A 17,287-nucleotide genomic window follows, 5' to 3' on the forward strand; every position below is an offset into this window, starting at 1 on the left:
ATAGACGTATCTAAGTTCATGGGAGCGTTCCCACGACGGTAACGGAGGCGGGCATCGATGCCAAGATGTGAACGGCAGCCACTGCCGGAAGATGTGACCGCGGCCGCCGGGCCGGCGTGTGCCCACCGGCATGCCGGACGGTGGCCTCGCGGCCCTGCCCGTAATCTGTCGTCGGTCACCGGCGCGGGCCCGTCGGCCGACCGACGATGCCGGCCTAGAGGGAGACCAGGAATGACGGCGCTACCAGGCCAGCGTCCGACCACTGTGGGTTCGCCGGTCGCCGCGCGACCCGCGGACGAGGATCTACGGACGCTGTTCGGGCAGTCCATCGCCGTCTTCGCGGCCCTCGCGGGGCCGACGCACGTGGTGGAGGCGGCGAACCCGGCGTTCTTCGCCGCCATCGGCGAGGAACGCGCGCGAACCGGGGTCACGCTCGCCGAGTTGATGCCGGAGCTGGACGGTCAGGGCTTCATCGCCCTGCTCGACGAGGTCTACCGCACCGGCGAGTCCTACACCGGCCACGACGCCCGGATCATGCTGGGCGCCGGGTCGCGGGCCCGGGAGACGTTCTTCGACTTCACCTACGAGGCACGCCGCGATTCCGCCGGCACGGTGACCGGGATCCGGGTCATCGGGGTGGAGACCACTCAGGTCAAGCAGGCGCAACGACTGATGGCCGAGCACCGCGCCATGCTGGAGCAGATCGCCCGTCAGGCGCCCCTGAGCGAGGTGCTGGACGGGATGGCCCGTCGCATCGAGAACCTCGCGCCGCAGGAGATGCTCGTCTCCGTCCTGCTCGCCGACGCCGACGGCCGGCACCTGCGCCACGGCGCCGCGCCCAGCCTGCCCGACTTCTACAACGAGGCCATCGACGGCATCGCCACCGGTGAGGGCGTCGGCTCGTGCGGCACCGCCGCGCACCGGCGGGAACCGGTGATCGTCACCGACATCGCCACCGACCCGTTCTGGGTCGACTTCCGCGATCTGGCCGGGCGGGCGGGACTCGCCGCCTGCTGGTCCACCCCGATCCTGGGCCGTGACGGCAGCCTGCTCGGCACGTTCGCCATGTACCACCGCACCCCGCGCGTCCCGCAGGACGCCGACCTGGCCCTCGCCCGGGTCTTCGCCGGCACCGCCGCCCTGGCCGTCGAACGCCACCACATCGAGGAGGCGAAGGCCGCCGCGGACGCCCGCGCGCGAGCCGCCCACGACGAGCTGGCCCGGGTGGTCCGGGCGGAACGGGAACTGCGGGCCGAGGCGGAGCAACGCGCCGCCGCCGCCGCGGAGCTCACCGCCCGCCTGCGCGCCGCCGCCGCCGCGCAGGCCGCCACCCCCCGCCCCGAGCGGTGTCAGCTCGGCGGCAGCGACGGCTGCACGGCACCCGCCGAGATCAAGGTCGCGGACTCGTGGGGCGACTCCGCGTGGGGCTGCCCGGTCCACGTCGAGGAGGCCATCATCAACGTCCGGTCGGCCTTCATCGCCAACGAGGAACTCGGCGGCCTGGCCGCCTACGTCAACCGCTGAGCGCCTGCCGATCGCGGACGGATGAGGGCCTAGCGCCCGACGGGCGCGCCGGTCGACTCGCGGCCGGGGCGCGTCGTGGTGAACGGGCTCCGCAGGCGGGTCATGGATTCGGCGCTGATGTCCGCGATCGGACCGCGCTCGTCGCCGGTGACCCCGATCCCTTCCACACGGAAAGGGTTCAGGGCGAACGTGTTGTCGGGCACGTGGTGCTCCAAGGGATCTGCACGGCAGCGCTCGACTCAGTCATCGCGGCTGGGAAACCGTGGGAGAAACAAGGGGTGGCGATCAGTGATCGGTACCCTGCGTCGTCAGCCTAGCGCGCATCAGCCGGGCCGTCGCGTCGCGGCCCGAATCGGCGACGTTGTCAGAACTGCACGACGTGGCCCACCCGGGGCGGCGTACGGCCCGCGAGGACGTCCAGCCACGCCTCCCGCAGCGCCTCCGGACCGGCGCCGACCCGCACGTCGAGCCATCCGCTCACCACCTGGGAGAACCGCTGCCAGGCGTCGGCGAACCGGGCGTCGAGGCCGGTGCGACCCCAGTCCCGGCTGCGCTTGCGGATGCGTACCGGCGCGAAGAAGACCTCTCCGGCGGCGCCGGCGTTCGGCGTCTGCTGGGTGAGTCCGACGGCGATGTCCCGGACGAGCAGATCGCCGAGGTGCGCGCGCAGGACGGCGCGGGTCGCGGGTGAGCCGGACAGGTCGAGGTAGACGGTAGGTACGGCGTCCAGCGTGCCGATGTCGTCGTACGAGACGACCTCGTCGTAACAGCCCAGCGCACGGGTGAAGGCGAGGTTGCCGGGCGAGGTGAGCCCGATCAGGCGCGGGCCGCGCCCGTGCAGTTCGAACGCGGCGGCGTACGCCGTCTTGCTCGACGCCGACGACAGCACCAGTGACCGCGCCCCGTAGGCGTCCTCGTCGAGGATCTGGTCGGCGAGCATGAACGAGGTGAAGAACAGCGGCCGGAACAGGATCAGCAGGTCCTCCTGATCCGCCCGGTACGCGGGGTCGCCGTCCGTCGACCGGTACGCGTTGTACGGCGAGGGCAGGTCGGCCCGGTGCGCGCTGGCGTCGCGGAACCCGCTCGCGTCCACCCGGTCCGGTCGCACCACCAGGTGGCGGGCGGGCGGAAGATAGCCGTACACCCGCTGCCCCGGTTCGACCCCGGCCACCGTGGACGTCTCGACCTCGGCGAAGCCCCACAGTGGCGGGAGGCCCCACCGCTCGCCGAGCGATCGGGGCGCGGGCGGGAAGAACTCCCAGTAGCGCATCGCCTCGCCGAGCACCGCGTACGTCACGTTGTTGGCGGTCAGGCCGACGCGCTCGACGCGCAGCAGCGCCTCCCCGTCGGACAGGTCGGGCACCGGGCCGTCCACGAGCGTGGTGTCGGCGAGGTCGTCCCGGGCCACAGCGAACGTCCACGAGTCAGGCATGGTCTGACGCTAGGCAGGCGCGACCCGGGAGACAAGATGCACTGGGAGTGCAAAATCCCACTCCGTCGCGCGTCACCGCGCCGTTTCGGCCGGAAGCTGGTGCCGGCGGATCAGCCGTTGCCCGATGAAGGTGCGCCAGACCCGGTCGGCGACCGCCGGTTCGACGATCCAGAGCCGGCGCTGCGCGTCGGCGAGGGTCAGCGGCGCGCTGAACAGATCCAGGAACAGCCGGCTGCTGCGGTTGAGCGCGAACACCTGGCCGTCGGTGCGGCGGAACAGGTGCCGGTCCGCCGGCAGCTCGCCGGGGGCGCCCTCCTGCTCGTCGGAGCGGATCCGCCGGTACGCGTCCCACACCTGCTCGTCGTCGCGATCCACGAAGACGCCGTTGGCGAGGAACTCGGTCTCGTCGTCGGTGTCGTGCCGGACCCGGTCGTGGGCGAGCACGCCGCGCACCGCCGTGCCGTACCGGTCGTGGTAGAAGAACGTGTGCGGGGTGTCGGTGCTGCCCAGCCAGGGCCGGTGGAAGTGGCCCGGGTTCAGGTCGGCCTTGGCCCGGGCCACCTCGGCCTGCGCCGCCTCGGTCACCGGTTCGTCGTACCGGAGCATCCGGACGATGTCCGAGCCCTCCACCGGCCGCACGTTCGTGATGCCGAACCGCTCCGGCTCCTTGGCGACGATCGCGCCCGGGGTCAGCATGAAGTCGCCGAGCCCGCCGAGGGTCCACAGGTCGGGGTTGTCGCGCAGGAACGTGATGCTGTCCAGCGCCTCCTCCCGGGTCTCGGTGGGAAACCCGGTGAAGCCCATCATCTGCACGCCGATGTTGGCCTTCGTCATCGCGGTCATGGTGCGCCGCACCTGTTCCGGCTTGGTGCCCTTGTCGATCAGGTCGAGGATGCGCTGGTTGCCGGACTCGAAGCCGACCGACACGGCCACGCAGCCGCTGCGCCGTAGCAGCTCGCAACGCTCGTCCGACCAGTACTTCTCCAGCCGGATCTCGGCGCCCCAGCGGAAGTCGAGCCCTCGCTCGACGACCTGCTCGGCGAAGCGCAGGATGGTCGCGGGTGCGAGCACGTCCACCGAGAAGTAGATGAACTTGGCGAACTTCGACAGTTCGGTGACGTCCGCGATCATCGTCGCCACCGTGTCCTGCCGCCACGGGCTGGTCGGGCCGTCGGTGTTCAGGCCGTAGTCGCAGAACGTGCACTTGTTCCAGTAGCAGCCCCGCGTCGGCGAGTAGTAGACGAACCGCTCCGGGCTGAGATAGAGGTCCCAGGGCAGGCCGGAGAAGTCCGGCACCGGCACCTGGGCCAGGCGCTCGTAGCGCAGGGGCAGGTGACGCTGGCGGCCGTACCTGGGGTGCAGGCGGACGTTGGGGTGCCCGGCCGGCAGCGTGCCGGCGGCGACCGCGTCCAGGATCTCGGTGTACGCGCTCTCCCCCTCCCCGACCACTATCGCGTCGAAGTCGGCGAGCACCTGGAAGACGTACTCGGGCCGGGCGGCGCACTTCCAGACGTCGGAGATCTCCGTGCCACCGGCGACGAGGAAGACGTCCGGGCAGGCCCGGCGGACGAGCCGGGCGATCCAGAGCGCGAACGGCAACTGCCACTGGTAGGTGACGCTGATCCCGATCACCTGGTGGTCGCCGGCGGCCAGCCGCGGGATGAGCACGTCCTCGTAGTACGGCTGGAAGGGCCGGTTGAGCCGGCCGAGCAGCGCCTCGTCGGTCAACGCGGCCACCGAGCCGATCGAGATCATCGGTGGTGGCTGGAGCCGGAATCCGGCCCGGAACTGCCCGGGGAAACCGACCGCGCCGAGCGCGTCCATCCAGGCGATCACGCCCTCGACCGCTTCCTGGTAGTGCCGGTAGTCGTAGAACAGGTTCGGGTCCTGCAACACGCCGATGGACCGGCGCAGCCGCTCCGGGTCCGGGTCGGGCAGGCCGAGGTGGTTCGCCCGGGCCATCAGCGCGTCCGGGCCGCTGAGGTCGTCGGTCGAGCGCCGGGACAGCTCCCGCCGCAGCCACTCGTACGCGGCCGGGGTGTACGAGTGGTGGAACGCCTCGATGTTGGCGTCGATGATCTCCGCCGGCCGGTGCCCCTGCGCCCGCGCGTACGAGTCGAGGTAGTTCAGGGAGTGGTACCCCGACGTGGGGTCGGTCAGCGGGGGGTAGACAAGTGCCGCCTTCACCGATGCGGTCATCGACGCCTCCTCAACCGATCCGGGCCGCTGAACCGGCCGGGCTGTCCTCCTGCGTGCGCTGCGCCACCGCCGGCAGTCGCGGGGCGCCGAACGCCTTGACGTACGCCACGAGCGGTTCGGCGGCGTACCGGAACGCCGCCAGGCTGTCGAAGCCCCGGTCCCACGCCGCCGCCTCCAGCCCGTCGGCGTCGCAGCCCCACAACCGCGCGAAGCACCCGTCGACGACCTCGGTGCGGAAGTGGAGCCGGCCACCCGGGCGGCGGTGTCCCGTCGTACGCGGGACGAGCGTCTCGTTCAGCGACGCCGCGGTCGCCGCGACCTGCCGCGCCGCGGCGAGCATCGCGGGGGTACGCAGCGGCGCCGCGACCATCCAGAGCGCCAGGCTGCGGTACGGCGTGGTGCCGAACGCCCGCACCAGCACCCGCAGCACCGCCTCCCGGTCGTCGATGCCCCGGTCCCGGTCGGTGAGCCATTCCCAGCCGCCCGGCGGCACGCCGGTCAGGCCGCGGTCGTGGGCCGCCCGGTGGGCGCGCTCCTCGACCGCCGGGTCGGTGATGTCGAGTTCGGCCAGCCCGGCCAGCACCCCCCGCCGGTGCCAGGCCGGTGCCTCGGGGTGCAGCAGCATCAGCACGGCCGCGGCATCCCGGTCGCTGACCCAGTGGCCACCGACCGGCGCCCCGGCGAACCGGGAGCGCCAACTGTCGAGGAAGCGGGTGTGCAGGTTGTCGATCGGCTGGTCGTCCGCGTGCGCGGGGCACAGCTCCGGCGCGTTCTGCGCCGCCATCGACAGCAGCAGCCGCGCGTCGGCGCCCTTGGCGTCTCCGGGATCGCACCGGCGCCAGGTCAGAAACCGGTCCACCGCGCCCGCGGCCCCGGGCGGCGCGGTGCGCTCCAGCGCGCGGTACGACCGCCGCCGGAAGGGCAGTTCCCGGCCGATGTCCAGCAGCAGCTCGGCCTCGGCCCGGCTGAGCACACCGGCGGCGACCGCGCGGCGCAACTCGATCCGGACGTTCACCAGCGGCTCGCTCAACGTGCGGTGGCCCTCCTCGGCGGGCCCGTGCACCACCGCCACCTCGTCGTCGCCGGTCACCACACCGTCGCGGTAGAGGCGGAACACCTCCCCCACGCCACGCATGCCGAACGGCCACAGCTCGGCGGCGCGCAGCGCGCCCATGCTGGCCGCGCCGGCCACCGTCACCCCACGATCGAGCAGGTCCAGGATCTCCCGGTGGCGGACCGGCGGGCGCTGCAGGAAGAACCCGTCGATCACGAGGACCCGGTCGCCGGGGCCGACGTCCAGGCGGAGCAGGTCGCCGTGCGCGACTGGTGGCAGCACCACCGCGTCGGGCAGCAGCCGGCCCACCTCGTCGGCCGGCAGGCTCGGTCCGATGAAGACGACGTCAGTCACGGGGTGCTCCCGGTCGGGTGCTGAGGGCCCGCTCGTCGAACATGCGCAGGCCGGGGGCGAACACCTTGCTCACAGGGATGCCGATGTCGTCGTGCGTCAGGTCGACGCGGAACGGCTCGACTCCGGTGATCCGCTGCACCCGCACCGCCAGCTCACGCAGCACCTGGGTCACGTCCCCGGCGGGCGGGGGGTCTCGGCGGACCGGCCCGGCTGGCCGGTCGACAGTGGGCGGCGGCACCGGCGGCGCGCCGACGTCGTGGTACGCCGTGGCGTCGATGTCGTCACGGGCCCCGGAGATCATGACCAGCCGGGACTGCGCCGCCTCCGCCATGGCCCGGCCGACCGCGATCTCCGGGTCCACGTGGCAGCCGAAGCCGCCGAAGGTGACCGGCAGGTCGGGGGACCAGATCGAGGCGGCGTAGCAGGGCACGCCGACCTCGTTGGTGATGTCGCAGACCTCCACCCAGCAGCCGGCCCGGAGCAGCGCCTCGTGCACGGTGCGGGTCATGGCGTTGGTGGCGGTGCCCGGGTCGGTGTAGGTGCGCTCGGTCAGCGGCGAGGTGCAGTACGGGGCGATGCAGTCGCGCTCGACGACCTCCAGCAGGGCGTGCAGGCTGGCCTCGGCGAGCGTGTTGCCGGTGGCCAGCCCGTTGCTGCTGGCGGTGAACAGGGCGCGGTCCCACCCGCGCCGGACGGTGAAGTCGAGTTCGATGGTGGCGCGGGGCACCAGGCAGGGCGTACCGGTAACCAGTCCACGACCTTCGACCCAGTCGAGTTCGACGGCGGAGGTCAGCGGTGAGCGCTCCGCCAGGTGCAGCCACCGCACGTCGTACGGCAGGTCCAGCGCCTCGGCCGGGGACCGGACGGCGGTCCCCGGCCGGAGGTTCTCGGCATGCCAGGACTCGATGCTCTCCATCACCGCGCTGACCCGGGACTGCATCGCCGTGGCGCCGGTGCCGACGCTCACCGCCATGGTGGCGCCGACCGGCCGGTAGGCGACGTGCACCGGCAGGCCGATCTCGTCGAGCCGGGTGATGTCGGCGACCCGGGTGAGCCGGAACCGGTCGAGCATGCCGCCGACCCGTGCCCAGGTCTGCTCCACGGTGGCCGTCCGGTAGGTGCCGGATCGGAAGGCGATGGTCTCGGTCGTGTCAGTCATCGAGGCTCCCGGCGGGGTGGGGGGAGGAACTCAGACGATGAGGACGGCGATGATGTTGACGTTGTTGTCGGCCGCCGCGGCCACGCCGCCGGCCACCGTCTCCAGCTCGGCCTCGGTCAGCTCGTTGAGGTCGACCAGCGGCACCTCGGGCACGTGCAGCACGTGCCGGCCCGGCGTGCCGGCCCAGTCGGCGACGATCTGCTCCTTGGTGTAGAGCGTGGCGGGCTGGGCGCGGTCCACCTCGACCGTGGCGCCGGGGGCGACCGGCAGACCGGCCGCCGTCGCGTAGCCGGTCGGGTCGGCGAGGAGGCGCTGGAGTTCCTCGTCGCTGCGCCACACCGCGGTGACCAGTTCCGAGTACTTGGTCACGAATCTGGCGCCGAATTCCTGGTCGTCGTTGCTCATCTTTGGGTCCTTTCCTGGGGCTGCGGGCCCGGCGGTTAATTGCTGTGGCGAGAACGCTAGGAAGATGGAGGTCAGGCAATCAAGCATTTCCTCTGAGTGCCATCAGAATCTGCCGTGCCGACCGGCGGGCGGCAGACATCGGTGTCAGGTGCAGCAGCACGGACAGCAGCAGGCGCAACTGGAGTCCAGGCCGGCGACCACGCTGTCCAGCTCGTCCTCGGCCAGCTCCGCCTCGGCCACCGGCAGCAACGACGGCACGAAGAGCACGAAGGCGCCGGTGGCCTCCGCCAGCTCCCACGACTCGACCTGGACCTCGATGTCCGGATCGGCGTCGGCGACGTCGCGGACCACCCGGACCTGCACCTGTTCGGGCAGATGGAGGCCGTAGCCGGCGAGGAACGCCCGCGGGTCGGAGTTCAGTGCCTGCTCCCTGGCCGGCTCGGCCCAGACGTCGGCGACCAGCCGGCTGTACGCGGCCACGAAGACCGCCCGATCGACGTTTGTCACACCCCTGCTCCCTTCGACGGTCGGCCGTCCGCGGTGACACGGGACGGCCGCGGGCAGCGCGGGGAGGGCCCGGGCCACCGGTTTCCGATTCATCGTGGGCCCGCGGGCCGTTCCATCCGGCCGGGCGAGTGGGAATTTCATCGAATGCGGCCGCGACAGGGTCGCGCAGCGGCGAAAGCCGGGTAATTGGGAATCATCGGCGTGCCACGGATTGGCGATTCTAATGATTGTCATCGGTGTGAACAAGTAGTGATTCCTCGCCTGTCACCCGCGCGGCGTACGCACCTAGGCTGCGATCGCCGGCCCGCCCCCGTGACAGCGGTCCGGCGGGGTGCCGTGTTCCGTCACCGAGCGCTGCCGGAGGCCACCGTGACCATCGACGAGGTGACGACGACGCCCGGCGGCCCGGTCGGGTACAGCGTGGAGGAACTCGCCCGCAAGGTCGGCATGTCGCCGCGCAACATCCGCGCCCACCAGGCCCGGCGGCTGCTGCCCCCACCGGTGCGGCACGGCCGGGCCGCGCTCTACGACGACTCCCACGTCCGTCGGCTGGACGCGATCCTCACCCTGCAACGGCAGGGCTTCAACCTGGTCTCCATCGAGGCCATGCTCGGGGTCCGGGCCGGTGACGAGGTGCCCGACGGGTTGACCGCGATGCTGCAACGCCTGGCCGCCGAGCGTCCCGCGCTGGCCCATTCGCTGACCCGGCACGGCGTGATCGGCCGGGCCGCCGACGGCACGGTCCGGACCACCCGGCCGCGCCCGCTACGCGCGGCCCTGGACCTGCATCGGGTACGGGTCGGCACGGTGCCGGCGTTGCAGACCCTGAGCGAGGTGCTGGACAGCCTCCGGCCGGTCGCCGGCGAGCTGGTCGCCGCCGTGACCGCGAGGCTGCTGGCGCTCGCGCCGGAGCTGGCGCGCGGCAGCCGGTCGTCCTGGGCCGACCTCGACCGGGAGACCCTGCTGTTGACCCAGGGGGTGGTCGGCGTGCTCACCGAGGCGTTCCGGCTCGCGGTGGAGAACCAGGCCGAGGCGCACGTCGCGGAGCTGCTGGAGAACCACCTCGACACGGACGTGTGCCTGGAGGACGGCGCGGTCATCGACAACGGCTGACCGGGCGGTCAGCCCGCCGCGGGCTGACCGTCGGGCTGCCGGCTCTCCACCACGGCGTCGGAGCGTTCCGGCTGGTCCACCAGCTGCCGGCGCGCAAGCCGGTGGAACAGCCCGGTCGGCTGGTCCATCAACTCGTCGTAGGTGCCCCGCTGAACGATCCGCCCCGCTTCGAGCACCACGATGGTGTCCGCCGCGCGGACCGTGGACAGCCGGTGGGCGATGACCACCCGGGTCGCGGCCAGGGCCGCAGTGCTCCTGGTGACCATCTCCTGGGTCCGGTTGTCCAGCGCGCTCGTCGCCTCGTCGAAGAAGAGGATCCGGGGCCGGGGCGCCAGCGCGCGGGCGATCAGCACCCGCTGGCGCTGCCCGACGGAGAGCGTCCCGCCGCCGAACGGCACCATCGTGCTCATCCCCATCGGCAACGCCTCCAGGTCGTCGGCGAGCCCCGCCAGCCGCGCCGCCTCCCAGACCTGGTCCAGCGGGAAGCTGCCGGCGCCGCAGATGTTGTCCCGTACCGAGCCGGCGAAGAGCTGGCCGTCCTGCAGGACCACCCCGCACTGCCGGCGTACCGCGTGGACGTCGAGTTCGGAGAGGTCCTGGCCGTCGTAGAGCACCGCGCCCTGCTGCTGGCGTTCGAAGCCGAGAAGCAGCCGCAGCAGTGTCGACTTCCCGCAGCCGCTCGGCCCGACGACGGCGACGAACTCACCCGGGCGGACGTGCAGGTCGATGTCGACGAGCACCGGCGGCTCGTCCGGCTGGTACGCGAAGGTGACCCGGTGCAGAGCGACCTCGCCGCGCAACTCGCCGGGGTCCACCCGGTCCGGCCGGGCCTCGGGGTCGGCGCGCAGGATGTCCCGCAGGCCGCCCAGCCGGGGCACCGCCGCGATCACCTCGACCCCGGCGGACACCAGCACGAGCAGCGCGCCGAGCAGCATCGCGAAGCCGACGTTGAGGACGAAGAAGTCGGTCGGCGAGACCCGGCCGGAGAGCGGGCCCATCAGCACGGCGAACAGGATGAGCTGACCGGCGACCGGGAGCGCGGTGGCGAAGGCGACCAGACCCGCCTGGCTCTGCCGCACCCGTTGCAGCCCTGCCCGGGCGGTCGCCGCCACCTCCGACCAGCGGGCGTGGGCCCGGGCTTCGGCGGCGGCGACCTTGATCTTGACGATGCCTCCGAGCAACTGGTTCGTCATCGCCGCCGCCCGGTGCTCGGCCGGCAGCGCGGCATGCTGCCGACGGGCGATCAGGACGGCGAAGGCGCCGAAGGTCAGCATGGTGACGGCGACGATCCCCGCGCCCCACAACCCGAGCACGGGCTCCACCACCAGGAGCATGCAGAGGGTCACCACGACGGTCGCGGCCGCGGAGACGAGCTGCGGCAGCAACGCGCTCAGCGCCTCGCCGACGAACGAGATCCCCAGCATCGAGTTGGCGATCTCACCGCTGCTGCGCCCGGTGAAGAACCGGGCGGGCAGCCGCATGAGCCGGTCCCAGATCGCCAGGTGCGCGCCGGACTGCAACCGGCCGTCCAGCCGCAGCAACCGCAGGTTCTGCGTCACACCGACCAGTCCCGCGACCACCGCGGCGCTGAGCATCAGCGCGAGGAACCCGAACAGGCCGTCCACCTCGCCCTGCCGGGCCAACTGACCGAGCACCTCACCGGTGGCCAGCGGCACGCCCAGGCCCAGCAGCGCCACGCAGGCGGCGGCCACCAGCAGCCCGCGCACGTCGCGGGCCGCGCCCACGAGCCCGGCCCGCAGCAGGTGACGCATCCGGGCGACCGGCGGCAGCGGCGCCTGCACCTGGGTCGCCTCGGCGGCGAACGCCGCGGCCACCGCCGCGTCGACCCGCCCGTACGCCCGGGTGTCCGGATCGACGTGGTGGTAGCGCCCCCGGCGGAACACCAACGGCACCGCGACGGCGGCCGACGGGTCGTCGCCGGTCCGCCACCCCACCAGCGGCCCCAGGTCCCGCCGCCACCACCGCTGCGGAAGGCGCACCTCGCGCAGGAAGAGGCTGGACACCCGGGACACCGCCCGCACCGCCGCCCGGTCGTCAAGCGGCGCGCGGCTGCGGTCCGTCGGCTCGTTTACCGGGCTGCCCATCCCCTCGGTGACCACCCGGAGCACCGAGGCCGCCCGCCCGTACCTGTCGAAGCCGGCCTCCGGGTCCGGGACCGCGAGCGCGCCACCCGCGCCGATCACCCCGAGTGACCGGCGGGCCGCCGCGGCGAGCATCTCGGCGTCGATCTGCCGGCGCCGCTCCACGCCGTTCAGCAGCGCCGCGTCGGCCTCCTCGATCCGGGTCTCCACCAGCCGCAGCAGCCGCACCACGTGCTGGTCGACCGCCGACCGGAGCTGGCCGGTGACCAGCAGGTCCCAGCTGCCGTGGCTCTCCACCGCGCACGGCGACTCGGCCACCACCCAGTCCCGCTCGGCGATCAGCAACAGCTCGCGCTCCCCCGACACCTCCGCCGGTCCACCGTCGTTGCGGCGCAACTGCCCGCCGGCGCTGCGCAGCCACCAGGCGCCGCCGGTGGAGACGAGGGTGCTCCCCTGCGCCAGCGACACGATCTCGTGGCCGCTCAGGGTGGACGCCTCCCGGGGCGCCTGCCCCCGGCGCAGCGCGTCGGCGACGGCGACGAGCACCAGGTCCACCGCCGCGACCAACTCCGTCGCGGCGCCGCGCGCCCGCGGCGAGACCTCCTCGTCCGCCGGAAGGCCGGGCCGGACCTGCCGCTCCAGCAGGGACAGGTGCTGCCGGGACAGCGCGCGCAGTTCCGTGCCGGGCAGCGGCACCAGGATCAACTGCCACACGCCGATCGCTGTGGAGGCCGGCACCAGGCCGCCCGCGGGCAGCCGGGCGATGTGGTGCCGGCGGGACGGGTTCACCCCGGTCCGGCGTACCGCGAACAAGTCGGCCTCGCCGCCGGTCACCAGCCAGCCCGCCACCGGGTCGTCGAGGCGGCAGACCTCGCGTACGCCCTCGGCACAGAAGCCGATCAGGCCACCCGCCGCGGGACCTTCCACCGCGCCGCTCATCAGCGTCTCCTCGTGTCGTGGCGGTCAGTGGTCCCGGACCAGGCGCGCGTACGCGCCGTCGCGGGCAACCAGTTGCTCGTGGGTGCCGCGTTCCACCTCCCGACCGCCGTCCAGCACGACGATCAGGTCGCAGTCGCGGACCGTGGACAGTCGGTGCGCCACGATCAGGCAGGTCGCCCCCCGGCGGCGCAGGTGCAGGTCGATCCGGCGTTCGGTCTCGGCGTCCAGCGCGCTGGTGGCCTCGTCGAGCACGAGGACCCGGGGATTGCGGACGAGCGCGCGGGCGATCTCGAGCCGCTGCCGCTGCCCGCCGGAGAAGTTGCGGGCGTTCTCCCGGACCGGACCGGCCAGGCCGCCCGGGCGGGCCGCCACCTCGTCGTAGAGGCAGGCGTCGGTCAGCGCGGTGACGACGTCCTCGTCCTCGACGGTGAGGTCCCACATGGTGACGTTGTCCCGGACCGTCCCCTCGAACAGTCGCTGGTCCTGGTCCACCATGGCCACCGTGGCCGCCCACAGTCCGTCGTCGGTCCCCGGCCGTTCCAGCCCGTCCACCGTGACCCGCCCGGTCCACGGCCGGTAGAGCCCGGCGACCAGCCGGCCCACCGTCGACTTGCCGCTGCCGGACCGCCCGACGAGCGCCACCCGGGCGCCCGGCGGCAGGTCCAGGCTGAAGTTCTCCAGCAGGGGACGGCCGAGCGGGTTGTAGCCGAAGGTGACCTCCTCGATGCGCAGGTGCCCCTCCAGCGGGGTCAACCGCCGCGCGGGCCGGTCCTCGGCCGGCGGCAGCGGGTACCGCTCCACGTCACGCAGCCGGTTGAGGTCGGCGCTCATGTCCTGGATCCGCGAGCCCAGCGCGGTCAGGTTGCCCAGCGGCCGGTTCATCGCGGCGGCCAGGCTCTGCATGCCGACCAGCACGCCGACGCTCATCGCCTCCGCCACGACCTGGCGGCTGCCCAGCCCCAGCAGCACGGCTGTGGTCCCCGAGGCGAGGAACGCGGGCAGGACGGAGAGCACCGCGGTCGGCACTCCCAGCCGCTGCTGACGGGAGGCGACCGTGGCGTGCCGCGCCGCGAACCGGGCCACGGCGCGTTCCTCCTCGCCGCCGGCCTTCACCGTCTCGATCATCTGGAGCGTGGTGTAGACGGTGGTCACCATCTTGCTGCGGTCCGCCTGGAGCCCCGCGACGGCCGTCGACCGGGTCGAGGCGACGTAACGCAACACGCTGACGTTCAGCCCGGCGAGGACTGCCGCACACAGTCCGAGCAGCAGGTCGTACTGGCAGAGCAGCGCCCCGTACGCCAGCACCAGGCCGGTGTCCACCACAGTGGTGGCCGCCCGGCGGGTGAGCACCTCGGCCACCACGTCGTTGCCCCGGACCCGCTGGCCGAGGTCGGCGGCCTGCCGCTGGTCGAAGAAGGCCGGCGGCAGCCGCAGCAGGTGCCGGAAGAACCGGGCGGCGCTGCTCAAGGCGAGCGCCGTCTCCGCGCGTACGGTCAGGCGCTGCTGGAGCAGGCTGCCCAGGAAGGTCAGCACCGTGGCCACCGCCACCGCCGCCACCAGGCCGGCGAACGCGGCCCGGTCCTCCTGCAACAGCACCCGGTCGACGAAGACCTTGGCCATCACCGGGATGGTCAACCCGACCACGGCGATCAGCAGGCCGAGCAGCAGCATCTGCGCGATCGCCGAGCCCGGGCCGCGCCACCGCTCGGCCAGCGCCCGCAGCAGCCGGTAGCGGGTGCCGCCCGGCCGGAACTCCGGACCCGGCTCCATGGTGAGCGCGACGCCGGTGAAGGCGCCGTCGAACTCCTCCCAGCTCACCGCGCGCGGCCCGGTGGCCGGATCGTTTATGTGGACCTTGCGGCCGAGCCCTTCCAGCACCACGAAGTGCTCGAACCGCCAGAACAGCACCGCCGGCAGCGCGACGGTGGCCAGGCCGGCCAGGTCCATCTGGAAGCCCTTGGCCACCATCCCGTACTTGCGGGCGCCCCGCAGCACGGTGGCCGCCGTGGAGCCGTCCCGGCTCACCCCGCACACCCGGCGCAACTCCTCCAGGGGTACGTGCCGGCCGTGGTGGGCGAGCAGGATCCCGAGCGCGGCGGCGCCGCACTCCACCGCCTCCATCTGGATCAGGGTGGGCGTACGGACCCGTCGACGGCGGATCCGGGGAATCTCCGGCGTCGCGGTGGCGTCTGTCGTCGGCGCGGTCATCGGCCCAGCAACCAGTCGATCGGGTGTTCCCGGTCCACTGTGAACCAGGCGGTGACCTCGCTGGCCGAGTTGAGCTGGAACGGTGGCGGGGACTTGGTCCAGCGCAGGCCACCCGGCGCGGCCGGGTCGGGTTCCAGGGTGACTGTCACCCGGACCACGCTGCCCCGGGCGAGCAGTCGCCGGACGTCCGGCCCGGTGCCCAGGAAGGCGCGCAGCGATGCCTCGGTCTCCGGGAAGGCGCCGATGGTGGTCACCCGACCGGCCAGGGTGCCGAACACGTTGCGCGGCGCCGCCGCGGCGGCCACCTCGACGGGCACACCCGGTTGCAGCAGTGGCGCGGCGACGGCGGGGGCGTAGACGACCGCCTGCAACGCGTCCCCGGCGGTGTCCAGCCGCTCCAGGTCGGCCAGGTGCGTGCCGGGGGTGACGATCTCGCCCTCGGACACCAGCCAGGCCACCACGTACGCGTCACCCGGCGCGTTCTCCACCCGTACCTTGCCGTCCATCGAGCGCAGGCTGTAGAGCGGCGTGCCCTTCGTGACCCGCTGGTGCGGCGCCGCCCACACCTTGGTGACCTGACCGCTGTCCAGCGCGTCGAGCGCGGATATCCCGTTGGAGTGGATCAGCACCCCGGCCGCCTCGACGGTCCGGGGCACCACGGTACGCACCGACCAGATCCCGGCGGCGACCACGACGATGAGCAGAGCGGCGGTGGCCAGCCAGTTCGGCACGGTGGTCAGCCGGACCGCCCGGTCGAGCTGCTCGGGCGCCTCCAACTGGCGCAGCGCCTGCCGCCGGAACTTCACCGCCGGCCTCCCGCCTCGGCGGGGTGGCGGGAGCCGAGCAGGAAGTCGGCCACGCTCGGTTCGACGAGTGGATCGAGTCCGGACAGCTCGGCGAAGGCCTGGGAGTCCCCGGCGCCGAGAGCGCACGGCGCCAGTCCCATCGCCGTGGCGACGAGGTACATCTGCTGGGTCAGCACACCAGCGTCCTTGAGAATCATGGCGTAGCTCATCCCTTCGTACTTCCACATCAGCCGCTGCACCCGCGCGGTGACCACCAGGACCGTCTGCGGCGGCCGGGGCATGGCGCCGGCCGCCCGGGCGTACGCCAGCAGCCGGTCGGCGGCCCCGCCCCAGCCGGCGACCGGCTCCAGCCGGTGCCCGACGGCGTCGTAGTGGTAGAGCCCGGGGTCGAGCCCGGCGCAGCGCGCGACCAGCGGATAGATCTCCAGCTCGTAGATCCCGCCGCCGCCCGGGTAGGGCCGGTGGCCCACCTCCTGCCCGCCGGCCTCACCGGCGACGGTGGTGTGCTGCGTCCGGTACAGGAACTCCGCCAGCCGGTCCAGCGGCAGCGGCGCCGTGTCGTCGTGCTCGCGTACGGTGCGCCGGTCCGCGACGACCTGGCTGAACGGGGGATCCGCCTTGGTGATCGTCGCCAGGTCGGGCAGCGGCAGCTCGACCGCCCGGTCCCCGTCGTACGGGCGGCGCAGCGGCTGCGGCGCGAAGCGCTCCCGCATCCGGTACGTGCCGCCCACCGGCAGCGCGTGCCGGCCCGCCCGGGAGCGGTGGTGCAGGCGCAGCTCCTCCGGTGACCAGTACGCCAGTGGCGCGTCGTCGTGCTCCGCGTCGTACTCGGCGTCGGTGACCAGGATCCGGGCGGTGGCCAGCTCGTCGAGCACCCGGCCGGCGGCCTCCGGTGACACGCCGATCGTGCGGGCCACCGTGTCGGGTCCGAGGCCCGGCACGGCGGCGGCCAGCACCGCGCCGAGGGCGGCGTCGGCGCAGCCGACGGTGAGTGTGCTCAGCGACGACGCGGCCACGAGCGTTCCCCGTTCGTGCTGGAGGGTCGCGAAGCGGGAGAGCCGGTAGCGGACCCCCGGGGTGTGCGGCCGGCTCTCCGGCAGGCTGCCCCGGCCCAGGCCGGTGGGTACGAGGTCGAGCAGCGGCCGGTCGTCGACCTGGACGCGGCGCTCCAGCCAGCAGTGGGCGAGCAGCCGGCGCAGCAGCAGCTGCGCCGGCAGCACCCGGCTCTCCCCCTCCAGGCCGCTGATCAGCCGCCCCACCTCGACGTCGCCGACCCAGTCGGCGGCGAGCCGCAGCAGCAGCGCTCGCCGGCCCATGCCCGGTCGCTCCAGGGTGAGCCGGAAGCGGGTCTGCCGCAGCACCAGCGAGCCGTCCTCACCGAGCCGCAGCTCGGCGTCCCGGCGCAGCCGGTACGACTCCTGCACCGGAGGTCCGGCGGCGGCGCCGGTCACGACGTCCGCCGGCCGGTCTGATCCGCCACGGTGG

General features: G+C 73.2%; 13 protein-coding genes. 2 read left to right on the top strand and 11 right to left on the bottom strand.

Translation table 11 applies throughout. The features are described 5' to 3' along the window. Positions 1 to 231 precede the first annotated feature (231 nt). Positions 232 to 1,524: a GAF domain-containing protein gene (locus tag ACFYO8_RS05140; protein WP_355047256.1), complete on the top strand. Its 1,293-nt coding sequence runs from the start codon at positions 232 to 234 to the stop codon at positions 1,522 to 1,524. 29 nt (positions 1,525 to 1,553) lie between these two features. On the opposite strand, the gene ACFYO8_RS05145 is transcribed toward ACFYO8_RS05140, so the two are convergent. From ACFYO8_RS05145 to ACFYO8_RS05175, 7 genes are all read right to left on the bottom strand, one after another. Next, on the bottom strand, positions 1,554 to 1,727 hold the full coding sequence (locus ACFYO8_RS05145) for a hypothetical protein (RefSeq protein WP_354868342.1): 174 nt from the start codon (positions 1,725 to 1,727) through the stop codon (positions 1,554 to 1,556). 161 nt (positions 1,728 to 1,888) lie between these two features. Then, on the bottom strand, positions 1,889 to 2,956 hold the full coding sequence (locus ACFYO8_RS05150) for a DUF2855 family protein (RefSeq protein ID WP_355047257.1): 1,068 nt from the start codon (positions 2,954 to 2,956) through the stop codon (positions 1,889 to 1,891). A gap of 72 nt (positions 2,957 to 3,028) precedes the next feature. Beyond that, positions 3,029 to 5,155 carry a radical SAM protein gene (locus ACFYO8_RS05155; RefSeq protein WP_355047258.1) on the bottom strand — a complete coding sequence of 709 codons (2,127 nt, stop codon included), beginning with the start codon at positions 5,153 to 5,155 and terminating at the stop codon, positions 3,029 to 3,031. A gap of 10 nt (positions 5,156 to 5,165) precedes the next feature. Continuing rightward, the gene (locus ACFYO8_RS05160; RefSeq protein ID WP_355047259.1) at positions 5,166 to 6,563 is read right to left on the bottom strand and encodes a TfuA-like protein; all 1,398 of its coding nucleotides are present in this window, start codon (positions 6,561 to 6,563) and stop codon (positions 5,166 to 5,168) included. Then, entirely contained in the window at positions 6,556 to 7,722 is a 1,167-nt protein-coding gene (locus ACFYO8_RS05165; RefSeq protein WP_355047260.1) for a YcaO-like family protein, read from the bottom strand. Before ACFYO8_RS05165 ends, ACFYO8_RS05160 begins: the two co-directional genes overlap by 8 nt. Positions 7,723 to 7,752: 30 nt before the next feature. Next, on the bottom strand, positions 7,753 to 8,127 hold the full coding sequence (locus ACFYO8_RS05170; RefSeq protein WP_354868330.1) for a hypothetical protein: 375 nt from the start codon (positions 8,125 to 8,127) through the stop codon (positions 7,753 to 7,755). Between the two features lie 144 nt (positions 8,128 to 8,271). Beyond that, positions 8,272 to 8,634 (bottom strand): hypothetical protein, encoded by a 363-nt coding sequence (locus ACFYO8_RS05175; RefSeq protein ID WP_354868327.1) that lies wholly within the window; start codon positions 8,632 to 8,634, stop codon positions 8,272 to 8,274. 369 nt (positions 8,635 to 9,003) lie between these two features. On the opposite strand from ACFYO8_RS05175, the gene ACFYO8_RS05180 reads away from it, so the two are divergent. Next, positions 9,004 to 9,747: a MerR family transcriptional regulator gene (locus tag ACFYO8_RS05180; protein WP_355094004.1), complete on the top strand. Its 744-nt coding sequence runs from the start codon at positions 9,004 to 9,006 to the stop codon at positions 9,745 to 9,747. A gap of 8 nt (positions 9,748 to 9,755) precedes the next feature. Here ACFYO8_RS05180 and ACFYO8_RS05185 read toward each other — a convergent pair whose 3' ends face one another. Genes ACFYO8_RS05185 through ACFYO8_RS05200 form a run of 4 tightly spaced genes read right to left on the bottom strand, consistent with a single transcriptional unit; the run spans position 9,756 to position 17,253 of the window. Continuing rightward, positions 9,756 to 12,788 carry an ATP-binding cassette domain-containing protein gene (locus ACFYO8_RS05185; RefSeq protein ID WP_355094005.1) on the bottom strand — a complete coding sequence of 1,011 codons (3,033 nt, stop codon included), beginning with the start codon at positions 12,786 to 12,788 and terminating at the stop codon, positions 9,756 to 9,758. 24 nt (positions 12,789 to 12,812) lie between these two features. Further along, entirely contained in the window at positions 12,813 to 14,996 is a 2,184-nt protein-coding gene (locus ACFYO8_RS05190; RefSeq protein ID WP_354868319.1) for an NHLP family bacteriocin export ABC transporter peptidase/permease/ATPase subunit, read from the bottom strand. Continuing rightward, a complete protein-coding gene (locus ACFYO8_RS05195; RefSeq protein WP_354868317.1) occupies positions 14,993 to 15,802 on the bottom strand; it encodes an HlyD family efflux transporter periplasmic adaptor subunit in 810 nt (269 codons plus the stop codon). Before ACFYO8_RS05195 ends, ACFYO8_RS05190 begins: the two co-directional genes overlap by 4 nt. Continuing rightward, complete coding sequence (locus ACFYO8_RS05200; protein ID WP_354868315.1) at positions 15,799 to 17,253, bottom strand: SagB family peptide dehydrogenase; 1,455 nt, start codon at positions 17,251 to 17,253, stop codon at positions 15,799 to 15,801. The genes ACFYO8_RS05195 and ACFYO8_RS05200 overlap by 4 nt, the downstream gene beginning before the upstream one ends. Between the last annotated feature and the right edge of the window lie 34 nt (positions 17,254 to 17,287).

The sequence above is a fragment of the Micromonospora sp. NPDC005257 genome (genome assembly GCF_042872445.1).
In the GTDB taxonomy this organism is placed as follows: Bacteria; Actinomycetota; Actinomycetes; order Mycobacteriales; family Micromonosporaceae; genus Micromonospora.